Origin of the sequence: Streptomyces sp. NPDC005878 (assembly GCF_040629815.1) — a bacterium.
Taxonomy (GTDB): Bacteria; Actinomycetota; Actinomycetes; order Streptomycetales; family Streptomycetaceae; genus Streptomyces.
Map to the genome: position 1 here is coordinate 564,959 of NZ_JBEXWK010000001.1, position 9,696 is coordinate 574,654.

The 9,696-nt window shown below is 60.6% G+C and carries 16 protein-coding genes, 1 tRNA gene and 1 pseudogene; 9 read left to right on the forward strand and 9 right to left on the reverse strand.

Annotated features, from left to right (window positions below; all coding sequences use genetic code 11):
- Window positions 1-110: 110 nt before the first annotated feature.
- From ABZ404_RS02655 to ABZ404_RS02690, 8 genes and pseudogenes are all read right to left on the reverse strand, one after another.
- The gene (locus tag ABZ404_RS02655) at window positions 111-371 is read right to left on the reverse strand and encodes a DUF3310 domain-containing protein (RefSeq protein ID WP_358831775.1); all 261 of its coding nucleotides are present in this window, start codon (window positions 369-371) and stop codon (window positions 111-113) included.
- The gene (locus tag ABZ404_RS02660) at window positions 368-1,063 is read right to left on the reverse strand and encodes a toprim domain-containing protein (RefSeq protein ID WP_358829524.1); all 696 of its coding nucleotides are present in this window, start codon (window positions 1,061-1,063) and stop codon (window positions 368-370) included. Before ABZ404_RS02660 ends, ABZ404_RS02655 begins: the two co-directional genes overlap by 4 nt.
- 43 nt (window positions 1,064-1,106) lie before the next feature.
- A pseudogene (locus ABZ404_RS02665) lies at window positions 1,107-1,271 on the reverse strand (CHC2 zinc finger domain-containing protein); the annotation flags it as partial.
- A gap of 1 nt (window position 1,272) precedes the next feature.
- The gene (locus ABZ404_RS02670; protein WP_358829500.1) at window positions 1,273-1,521 is read right to left on the reverse strand and encodes a hypothetical protein; all 249 of its coding nucleotides are present in this window, start codon (window positions 1,519-1,521) and stop codon (window positions 1,273-1,275) included.
- On the reverse strand, window positions 1,518-1,862 hold the full coding sequence (locus tag ABZ404_RS02675; protein WP_358831785.1) for an endonuclease VII domain-containing protein: 345 nt from the start codon (window positions 1,860-1,862) through the stop codon (window positions 1,518-1,520). The genes ABZ404_RS02670 and ABZ404_RS02675 overlap by 4 nt, the downstream gene beginning before the upstream one ends.
- 152 nt (window positions 1,863-2,014) lie before the next feature.
- Window positions 2,015-2,839 carry an AAA family ATPase gene (locus ABZ404_RS02680; RefSeq protein ID WP_358829498.1) on the reverse strand — a complete coding sequence of 275 codons (825 nt, stop codon included), beginning with the start codon at window positions 2,837-2,839 and terminating at the stop codon, window positions 2,015-2,017.
- Between the two features lie 16 nt (window positions 2,840-2,855).
- Window positions 2,856-3,659 (reverse strand): PD-(D/E)XK nuclease family protein, encoded by an 804-nt coding sequence (locus ABZ404_RS02685; RefSeq protein WP_358831776.1) that lies wholly within the window; start codon window positions 3,657-3,659, stop codon window positions 2,856-2,858.
- Complete coding sequence (locus ABZ404_RS02690) at window positions 3,656-4,000, reverse strand: hypothetical protein (RefSeq protein ID WP_358829496.1); 345 nt, start codon at window positions 3,998-4,000, stop codon at window positions 3,656-3,658. Before ABZ404_RS02690 ends, ABZ404_RS02685 begins: the two co-directional genes overlap by 4 nt.
- Window positions 4,001-4,477: 477 nt before the next feature.
- On the opposite strand from ABZ404_RS02690, the gene ABZ404_RS02695 reads away from it, so the two are divergent.
- Together ABZ404_RS02695 and ABZ404_RS02700 are read left to right on the forward strand one after the other, a co-directional pair.
- A complete protein-coding gene (locus ABZ404_RS02695) occupies window positions 4,478-5,320 on the forward strand; it encodes an XRE family transcriptional regulator (RefSeq protein ID WP_358831777.1) in 843 nt (280 codons plus the stop codon).
- Window positions 5,320-5,724, forward strand: a complete 405-nt coding sequence (locus ABZ404_RS02700) for a thioesterase family protein (protein WP_358829494.1) — start codon at window positions 5,320-5,322, stop codon at window positions 5,722-5,724. Before ABZ404_RS02695 ends, ABZ404_RS02700 begins: the two co-directional genes overlap by 1 nt.
- Before the next feature lie 66 nt (window positions 5,725-5,790).
- On the opposite strand, the gene ABZ404_RS02705 is transcribed toward ABZ404_RS02700, so the two are convergent.
- On the reverse strand, window positions 5,791-6,288 hold the full coding sequence (locus tag ABZ404_RS02705; RefSeq protein ID WP_358829493.1) for a hypothetical protein: 498 nt from the start codon (window positions 6,286-6,288) through the stop codon (window positions 5,791-5,793).
- Window positions 6,289-6,720: 432 nt separating this feature from the next.
- On the opposite strand from ABZ404_RS02705, the gene ABZ404_RS02710 reads away from it, so the two are divergent.
- The 7 genes from ABZ404_RS02710 to ABZ404_RS02740 all read left to right on the forward strand — a co-directional run bounded on the left by ABZ404_RS02710 (window position 6,721) and on the right by ABZ404_RS02740 (window position 9,687).
- Window positions 6,721-6,805 (forward strand) — tRNA-Thr (locus tag ABZ404_RS02710).
- A 105-nt stretch (window positions 6,806-6,910) separates the two neighbouring features.
- Window positions 6,911-7,237: an HNH endonuclease signature motif containing protein gene (locus ABZ404_RS02715; RefSeq protein WP_358829492.1), complete on the forward strand. Its 327-nt coding sequence runs from the start codon at window positions 6,911-6,913 to the stop codon at window positions 7,235-7,237.
- A gap of 25 nt (window positions 7,238-7,262) precedes the next feature.
- Complete coding sequence (locus tag ABZ404_RS02720) at window positions 7,263-7,451, forward strand: hypothetical protein (RefSeq protein ID WP_358829491.1); 189 nt, start codon at window positions 7,263-7,265, stop codon at window positions 7,449-7,451.
- Window positions 7,451-7,600, forward strand: coding sequence for a hypothetical protein (locus tag ABZ404_RS02725; RefSeq protein ID WP_358829490.1), 150 nt, complete (start codon window positions 7,451-7,453; stop codon window positions 7,598-7,600). The genes ABZ404_RS02720 and ABZ404_RS02725 overlap by 1 nt, the downstream gene beginning before the upstream one ends.
- Window positions 7,600-8,034, forward strand: a complete 435-nt coding sequence (locus ABZ404_RS02730; protein WP_358829489.1) for a hypothetical protein — start codon at window positions 7,600-7,602, stop codon at window positions 8,032-8,034. Before ABZ404_RS02725 ends, ABZ404_RS02730 begins: the two co-directional genes overlap by 1 nt.
- A 35-nt stretch (window positions 8,035-8,069) precedes the next feature.
- On the forward strand, window positions 8,070-8,651 hold the full coding sequence (locus tag ABZ404_RS02735) for a hypothetical protein (RefSeq protein ID WP_358829488.1): 582 nt from the start codon (window positions 8,070-8,072) through the stop codon (window positions 8,649-8,651).
- Window positions 8,652-8,667: 16 nt separating this feature from the next.
- Window positions 8,668-9,687, forward strand: a complete 1,020-nt coding sequence (locus ABZ404_RS02740; RefSeq protein ID WP_358829487.1) for a hypothetical protein — start codon at window positions 8,668-8,670, stop codon at window positions 9,685-9,687.
- Window positions 9,688-9,696 lie beyond the last annotated feature (9 nt).

Here is a 9,696-nt window from a genome sequence, read left to right on the forward strand (position 1 = left end):
CTTGCATTGCTCGCCCCGCGTGGCCTTACAGGTGGGGCACCCCACGACCGCGACGACTCGCCCTCTATTCAGCGTCTCGGGAAACCCCTGCGCCGACTTCCAGGTATCTTTCACGTAACACTGCTTCGCTTCTCGATGTACTTGTTGGCGTACCAGACGAGTTTCTTGAGGTCCTGAACCCCGCCGTCCTCGTGCTTGTGTTGGCATCGGAGGAGGTACTTGGTCGCATTTCCGAGGAGGTATCCGAGGAACGCCTCCTCGGTCAGGGAGTCCTCGATGATCTCGATGACCTCGAACTGTCCTTGTGTGTAGTGACTTGGGCTGTTCACCAAGTCTGCCTCACACTCCAACTTCGGAACCTGACTTGTCATGCGATTCCGCACTTCTCTCTGAGGGCTTTGGGGCCGTTGTCGTTCACGAACTTGTTCACGTCGCATTTCTTGCCGAAGCCGATTGGCACGACGTTGGGCAGGCGCTCTGCCAGCTTCTCTACGAATTGCTCGCCGGGTCCGTCGCCGTCGGTGAAGGCGAACACGGCCTCGAACCCGAGGAAGGCCGGGTCGAAGTGATCACGCCAGGCGGAGACTCCGGGGACACCTACGGTGGGGATGCCGGCCAGCTCGGCACTCGCAGCGTCGAACTCCCCCTCACTCAGGCCGACGTAGGGCGAGGCCGTGATGAGGGCCTGGGTGTTGTACAGCATGGGCCTGGAGCCGGTAAGACTTTGGTACTTGCCGTGGCCTTCGTGCCACTCGTCCTCGCGCCAGGCCCCGTCCGGATTCTTGACGCACGCCTCGTTGATGCACCTGAAGCGCACGGTCGCTACGGCGTATTCACCCGCCGCTGGCCGAAGGTAGGGGATGGCGAGGCGGCCTAGGTGCTTCTCATGTCCCGTAGCGGGGGAAGCGACGTACCCCAGCCCCAGACGAGTCGCCAAGCCGTCCAAACCGCGGTGCTTGATGTACTCCTCCGCGGGGCTCCCCCGGAAGTCCAGGCTGTACCCCTGGGCTACCTCCACCAGAGAAGCGGCCTTCGGCGAACGATTGAGCAGCGCGGAAACCACAGTTTTCCTTCCTCATGATCAGGTCCCACGAGTCCTCGTGGATGTCGCAGGCGAAGCACGTCCACCGGTTCTTGAATGAACTAACTGACGCACTCGGGTTGGACTCGACGTGTTCGGGGCAGTGGATCTTCTGCCAGCCGTCCCGCGCCGTCAGCCCCACCTCGGGGTAGTAGTGCCGGAAAACCTCGGTGATGTCCGGCTTCGACATCTCACACTCCAACCTTGAGCGCCGCCTCAAGAAGGAGGTTCCGACGGTTGCCCTCCTCGATCTTGACCAGCTCGGCCAGCTCGGTCACGGGCATGGCCCTCCGGTAAGTGCCCCGGCGGTTCTTGTACGTCACGTTGGCCGTCTCGTGCAGACCCAAGGCGGCCTCGGCCTCCAGGAGGCGGAGGAGCTTAGCCAGGCCGGTCTTACGGGTCAGGGTGACGTAGATCTGGCCGCCGTCATGGGTGATCACTTCTTGCCGTCCTCTCGGTGGTACCGCTTGCCCAGGATTCGGATCGCTGGGGGGTTCTCTAGATAGTCAGCCGCACTGCGGAGGATGGTCGGATTGTCCCTCGCACCCTTCGCCAACAGATGGTTGTTGCAGCGGCGGCATAGCAGGCCCCGACAGAGGCCAGTCTTGTGGTCGTGATCGACGCTCAGTCGTTGCTGTCGGGGTTGCCGGCAGATGGCGCACTTTCCGTCCTGTTGACGGAAGAGTTCGCTGTACTCGCCTGGCCCGAGCCCATAGGTCAATTGCACTCGCGTCTCGTGCGAACTCGCGCTCCTGGTCTTCTTCCGACAGGAGGCACACACCCGACCACGAGTGGATGTGTAGAACTTCTCTGCGCGGTTCCTCTGGCACTTGGTGCACTTCCGGAACCCCTTCTTTGGAGGGTTCAACCCTCCCCCCTTCTGCCTCTATAGTCTCACACTCCAACTTGGGGACCAAATTGAATCGACGTGATTCAGAACACTTCTTCTTCTACGTCGGTGATGTGGAGGTTGGATGTGTTGACTTCATAGGAGGAGTACGTTTCTCCGCTCGGGTCCGTGAAGCCCTCACGATTCTTGACGGGGCTGATGTGCAGCGTCCTCCCGTCCATTCCATCCACTTCGGCGTGGATGGTCAGAACGAGGCTCGGAACGCGCCCAATCTTGCCCTTCATACCCGAGAGAGGGATGGGCTTGTTCCCCGACGAGAACTCACCGACCACGTGATGCATGGCCATAACGTGAGCATGAGTCTCCCGCGCCATCTCGTTGAAGTAATCGCACAACCCTTCCAGGCCGAAGGTGTATTCCTCGGCGGTGCCGGCGCCTCCCCCGTCAACGTTGGTGATGTTGTCGATCACCACCAGATGAGGGTAGATCCCGAACACCTCTCGGTAGCACTCAAGGTGCGTTTCGATCTCTTTCGGGTTCGGGCGGGCCGAGTAGTTGAAGCGGAGCCACCAGCGCTTCATGAGGGCATCGGTGTACTCCTCGAAGTCGTCGCTTTCGGAGACGAGCTTCTTCTTGATGTCCTTGGCGGAGTCCCCGGTGATCATGGCCGTGGCTCGGCTGAGCTGTGTGGCAGCGGTGCTGTCGGCCGAGAAGTACAGGGTGGGCACGTTGGATGACACGGCCAGCCAGAGGGCTGTCAGCGACTTGCCCGTGCCACCCCCAGCGCAGACGACGGAGAAGTCTCCTCGCCTGAACTCCACATCGAGCTTGCGGAGGCCCCTGAACGGGCTGGGAATGGGCTCGCCGGCCGCGCCCCGCATTCGTACGGACTGATTGAGACTGAACAACTCTCACACTCCAACTTCACGAGCGAAAAAAAGGGCACGCGTAGGACACATCACAGAAGCGACAGAGGAAGCCTGGACGGGCGGGGAAGTCGCCGCCCTTCACGGCCTCGTCCATGCTTACGATCCGCTGAGTGATCTCGTCCTGGTTGGCGTCGCCCAGCTTGACCGGCCGGGTAGGTCGGTGCTCCTTGGCCAGGTACCAGTCGCCGTTGGTGGTCTCCTGGTCGGGGTAGAGCTGGTTGAGTGCCATCTCGTACACCCAGAGCTGGAACTTGCTCTTGGTGCTGCCCGTCTTGAGGTCGCGGACCCGGTTGGTGTCGTCCTTGTTCTTGAGGACCTGGTCGATGTAACCGCGCACCTTCACGCCTCCGAAGTCGGCCATGAAGTACAGCTCGATTGCAGGCTGGCCGTCCACGTACCACAGGACGGGGGCCTGGTCCTGTACGTACTCGACGTACCGTCGCGTCTGTTCAGTGCCCTTATGGAACCGCTCCTCGATGTCGTCGGCCCCATCTCCGCGGTTGGCCCGCATCCACTGATCGGGGTCGTTGACCTCGCCCAGGTCGCGGTTGATGCCCTTGCTGTACTCGTCCTGGAAAACCTCTACGGCCTGCTCGGCTGTCATGGCGCGGCCGGACTTCTCGAAGGCTTCGGCTGCGCTGTGGAAGGCAGTTCCGTGGGTGGACCAGGCGGCCGGCCTGGGCACGACTCGCTTCACGCGCTTGAGGAACGCCTTATAGGGGCAGTCCTCGAACTCGGTGACCTGGGAAACCGATCGGGGCATCGTGGCCCAGCGGCTGTAGTGATCACTGTCACTCATGCCGTGACACCCTCCGAGTAGATCTCTACCTGAACAAACCCGGTGGACCCGTCCATGTGCGGGTGGGGCTCCTCGATCCAGTCATGGAAGACGATCGATCCGTCAGCCAACTCGTAGCCCATCTCTTTCTCCAAGTCCTTGAGGGATTCGACTTCTTCTTCTGCCATGGTGTTTCCGATCACGATGTGGGTGTAGAAACCTTTCCCCTCGCTGGGGATGACAGCGATCGACATGGCCCCCGTGACGACGCGCCTGATGCACTTCGATCCGGGAACTGCCGCCTTCAGAATCTCGCTTGCACGCTCATTGACGACCAGATCCTTGAAGGCTTCAAACAACACGATTCCAACTCTTTCGGTCGTGCCACTCGTACCTTGAATGACCCTACCGGACGAGTGAGGCAAACTCTCACACTCCAACTGCGACGCTCGCCACACTTCGCTGTCGCCAACTGTGGCCACTGACCGAATCCCATCCCCCACAAGCCCCCGGGCGCTCGCCGCGCCCGCGCCTGCTTTGACCCCCACTACGGCCACCCTCGTTCATCCCCTTTGTCATGCGCATGCTCAATGACGGGGGGCTCCGCAACCCAAGCTCCCCCGCCTGGCGTGATGCCTGCTTCTGCGGACATCGATCTTGTCACTCAGACATGGGCAGGTATAGCAAGATTTCGCCGGTACTTTCTTACCGGTAAGTAGGGACGGGTCTTTAGTCCCCCACGCTAGGGACTAAAGTCCCTGAACGTGCGTTCGATTGCGCGCGTCAATGTAGGTAGCAGCCGTTATGGTTCCGCTAAGCAAACGAAGGGAAGGTGCCGGGTGAACGAGGGTCAGGTCTCCCGCTATGACGTGTCAGATCTCGTGGCAGCATCCAATCTGACGCGATACCTCAAGTCGTGGCGTGCGGCACGAGGGCAAGAGCTGGGGCTGAATGGCCCGCTCCCCCAGGCCAAGGTCCAGCAGGCAAGCGGTAAGAGCGACAAGTGGTATCGGATGTTCGAGTCAGGCTTGCCCGTCAAGTACGATGCGGATGTTCTCCAACGCATCGCAGACTGCCTGGGACTTGATCACTCGGAACGGATGACGCTGTTCCTGATGACGATGGGGGTCCCATCGCCCATCGGCGTTACTTCGCATCGGGATGATCCCGAACTGCTGCCCATCTCTTGGGTACTTGACCAGCAAGGCCGGCGACCCGCCTACGTCTCCGACGAGGACTGGGGAATCGTGGCGTTCAATGAGGCCATGGGAAAGTGGTTCCCGTGGGTCGCAGAACCGAATGCCAACCTCATGCGCTGGACGCTCCTCTACCCCGATGCTCGGGTGCAGCTTGAGAGCTGGGAGAAGCACTGTCGGGTCTATCTCGGCATGATTCGCCTGGAGATTGCCCGCCGCGGAACCGACACCGCCATTGCGCGTATCCTGCTCGCTGCCCTGGAGGACCCACTGATCAGTGGCTTCTGGGAGGAAGAGACCACGGTCGTCTCCAACCGGGATGGTCATCATTTTCGCGTTCGCGTCCCGTACAACGACAACAAGCCCACTGATGTGATCAGCCAGGTGTGCACGCCTGCCAAGTTCCCGGGCCTTCGGCTTGTGTTCCTCACGTGGGGAGACGGCATGGACGACTTCGAAATTCTCGGAACGACTGAAGGACAGTAGTGCCTCGCTACACACACTTGTGTCCACTGCGGTGGGCCGACATGGATGCTAACGGCCACATGAACAATGCCGTCTACGCGACCTACCTGGAAGACACCCGCTTCCGGATGTTCTCGGACCTCGTTCCGAACGACCCGGCTGAACGTCTCGCCTCGAACTTCGTTGTCCACGAGCAAACACTTAAGTTCGTTCGCCCCCTTGTGTACCGGGACGAGCCAGTCACGGTAGAGGCGTGGGTCGAGGACGTGAAGGGCGTCTCCTTCACGATCTGCTGTGAGATCAAGGACGGCCAGGACGTCTACGTCTCTTCTCGCTCAGTGCTGGTCGGCTACGACTCGACCGCTAACCGGCCTCGCCGCTTCTCCGAGCGCGAGCGGACCGTCATCTCCTCTTTCGCTGCCTGAGCACACAACTAGGCCCCCTGCGCTTCATCAAGCGCGGGGGGCCTTTTTGCGTCCCGTGACCTTTGCTCAGCCGAGGTCGTCCAGGCTGACGGCACGGAGGTGCGTCTCGTCCTCCGGCAGCGGCACGTCAGCCGGCCACCGAAGGGCGAGGTTGCCGTCCTTCGGGGTGCGTGGCACATAAGAGAACCCCTTCTCGCGGTCATAGTCGAGGACTACGTTCTCACGCCTTAGCCGCCCCGCGAAGCGGTCCGCGTCCGTGATGTTGGCCTTGGTGATCGTCTCGTCCCCCAAGCGGGTGCGCATGTAGGCACGGAGGAGCTTGCACGGATAGGTGTTGTGGTGACTGGTCTCCCCGGCCTGGGCCACACCCTTGGTCGTCTTCACATCCCACGGGATCAGTTCATTCACGAGCTTGACCGTGGTCGTCCTGCGGTAACCACCGAGGACGAGAGCCTTGTTCACCGCCTGACCGGTGGTGCCGTACTCCTTCCCGATAGCGTCGTCTGATAGCCCTCTCTGCGACAGACGGACCAGGGTGTTGAAGTCTGGCAGACGCTTTTCCACCGGGTCATCCCCTCTCGTGAGGCTCTGGAGTTCTTGATCACACGGTACCAGCGCTAGACACTCGAACCCAGCGCAAGGTTGTATCGCACCCCAACTTGAGGGGCATGTCACACTCCAACCCTACCACGTATGTCCTCGGTCACACTTTGGAGTGTGACCGAGAGGAACTGGGCCCACTCTCACCGACGCATAGAGTGAAGAGTTAAAGAGCTAAGAGTTCTTAACTTTCTACATTCTTGTAGAAGTTTGAATCTAGATTAGAAAGCTACTCCATGACCTCTTTTGACGGTCATGGATTGATTCCTTCTTGTTGATCTCCTGTTGATTCATTCCAGTAGAGGTCCAGGAAGGCAACGGCCCCGGAGCCAGATCAGAATCCTCCGGGGCCTTCATTCGACCGGCCAGGGCTGATCACCCATGTCCGGTGAAGGCGAGGTAGCTCCTCGCTGGAGTCGCGGTGTAGGCGTGCACTCCCCCGGTGAGGGGGCAGAGCAGGGTTCGATTCCCTGCCGACTCACTATCCCGCTCGTGAAGCAGCGCATCACACACATTCGATCCGCACCGCGGAAACCCCGGGTGGACAGGACTTCACGGCGGGATTCAATCTCATGGAGGTGTACGTATGCCCAGGGCCAAATCAATCTGCCTGGTGAACGGATGCACCTCTGTAACTGTCCTCAACGGACGCTGCGAATCACACAAGATCGTCCGCAAGGGCTGGGACAGGCAGTCCGCTAGGAATCGCAGCCGTCCCGGCGATTGGTCGTCACGCAGAGCCAAAGTTCTGACGCGGGATCGCTTCACCTGTCAGAAGTGCGGAACCCGAGAGAACCTGCAAGTCGATCACATCGTCCCGGTGAGCCGTGGCGGCTCCTGGGATCTCGACAACTTGTGGGTGCTGTGCGGCACGTGCCACGCCCTCAAGACCTACTACGAAGACCGTCCTTGAGGGCGGTTAGTTCATTCATGGAGTGATGATGCGCGACCCCGACGAGTGGGCTGCCTGGGCTGACGAGTACGACCAGGTCCAAGACCTCAAGCGCCAACTGCGCCCGACGAAGGCCGCTATGAAGCGCGACTGGCACAGGTCCGCGGTGGTCGAGCTGGAGGAGCTTGGCGAGCTGTACGGCGTCTCCCCCGAGGTGCTGAGGGGGGCGATCTGATGCTCCGCCACCTGGAAGGCAAGCGCTACCAGGAGATTCAGCAGGTCTGGTGGGACCTGGTCCGGCACCGCCGCGATCCCGAAGCGGTCATGACCATCGTCCGTAACGCTTCGGTCGTCCCCTGGGAGAGCACGAGGGGGGATTCGTGATGGCGACTCGACGCGGGCCGGCCCCGAATCCCAACGCCGTCCGTCGCAACACCTCTCACGCCCTGGGGGAGAAGAAGCTCACCGGGCAGGCCGGGGCTGGCAGGGAGCTGCCGAAGGCCCTCGGGATCGAGACCACCGCAGCCAAGCGCTTTTGGAAGACGTGGAGTCACGCTCCCCAGACCGAGGACTGGATGGAGACTGACTGGTCCGAGCTGGAGGTCACCACGAAGTTGGTGGACGCCTTCTACCAGGGCGACACCAAGTTGGCCGGCGAGATCCGACAGCGCGTCGGTAAATGGGGTGCCACAACGGAGGACAGAGCGAGGCTCCGAATGTCCTTCGACAAGCAGGCTGATGAGGCCGAGAAGGATGACAAACCCGCTTCTGAATCAGACATCGATACGGAGCTTTACAGGCTCTTGAGCGAGGGTTGAGAGCGCTTCTCCCCTACACCTAGGAGGTGTTGCCGATGCAGACCGGCAACCTCCCGAAGGGTGTTCCCGCTCCGAACGAAACGCTTGGCTACGGCATTATTCGCTGGGCTCAGAAGTACATTGTGCAGCCCGACGGCGATGACGCCGGCGAGCCCTGGAAGTTCACTCCTGAACAGCTCAGGTTCGTCTTGTGGTTTTATGCCATCAATCCGGATGGATCTTGGAAGTACTCAGCCGGCACCCTCCGTCGTGCAAAAGGCTGGGGAAAGACTCCGCTGTTGGCTGCGTTGGCAATTGTCGAATTCATTGGACCTTGCCGGTTCTCCCACTGGGATGAGAACGGAATGCCTGTCGGCAAACGGGTCCCGCTTCCTGTTGTGCAGCTCGGCGCCACTGCGTTGGATCAGACACAGCAGACACTTGACATGATCCGTGGAATGCTCTCCGAGTCTGCGGCCGAGAAGGAATACGGCCTTGAGATCTCGAAGTCCATGGTCCAGTTCAAGTCAGGTAAGCCCGGCTCGATCTCTCCGAAGGCGACTAGCGGTCGTACCAACGAGGGGAATCGCCCAACCTTTGTCCGGGCCCCGGCAGATTATCTGCTGGGGCCCGGATGATGACTGATTCATTGTCATGGACGAGGTCCACCACTGGGTGGGCTCGAATGGCGGACCTGACTTCTATCAGGTATTGAAGCGCAACGTCGAGAAGACGACGAAGGCCGGCTCCCGGTGGGTGACCACCACAAACGCCTTCAATCCCAACGAAGACTCTGTCGCTCAGATCATTTTCGAATCGGACATGGTGGCTCAGGGCTACTGGCTCTATGACTGCCTTGAGGGTTCGATCGAGGTCGAGGACATCCGGGACGAGGCGAAGGTCCGGGCCGCGCTCATCGAGGCGTACGGCGACGCTCACTGGGCGGACATCGACGGCCTGACCAAGACCATCCTGTACGACCGCACGACTCCGGATTCAACGTACTGCCGGTTCTTCTTCAACCAGATCGCTGAATCCAGCGACGGTTGGATGAGCAAGGCCGAGTGGGACGCCTGCGAGACCGACCCGGCGGACGACCCGATCAAGCCCGGCGAACAGATCGCAATCGGATTCGATGGCAGCGTCCGAGGAGACGGCACAGCTTTGGTGGGCATCAGATTGCGTGATGCCAAGCTCTTCGTTCTCGGCAAGTGGCTGCGTCCCGAGCATGCTCGTGATGACTGGGAAGTCGATGTTTTGAGCGTCGAGGCCGCAGTGAAGCGAGCTTTCGAAACATACCGCGTGGAATGGATGTACGCCGATCCCCCGTGGTGGCAAGAGAACATCGGCCGCTGGGCGGTCGAATGGGGCGATGACTACGTATTCGAGTACTGGACGAACAAACCAACTCGAATGGTTCAGGCCGTGGAGAGATTCCGCACGGCCGTGCTCGTTGGGGATCTCTCCCACGTCGGTGACGCCGAGCTGACTCGCCACGTCATGAACGCCGTTGTCAAGGAAGTTCCTCAAGGCGATCTCATCACTAAGGACTCGCCACGATCCAAACGAAAGATTGACCTCGCGGTGGCTGCCGTACTTGCACTTGAAGCACGCGCTGACGCGATTGCGGATGGACGCCTCCAGATCAAACGGAGGCGAGTAGTCGGTTTCTGAGCCCCGCTC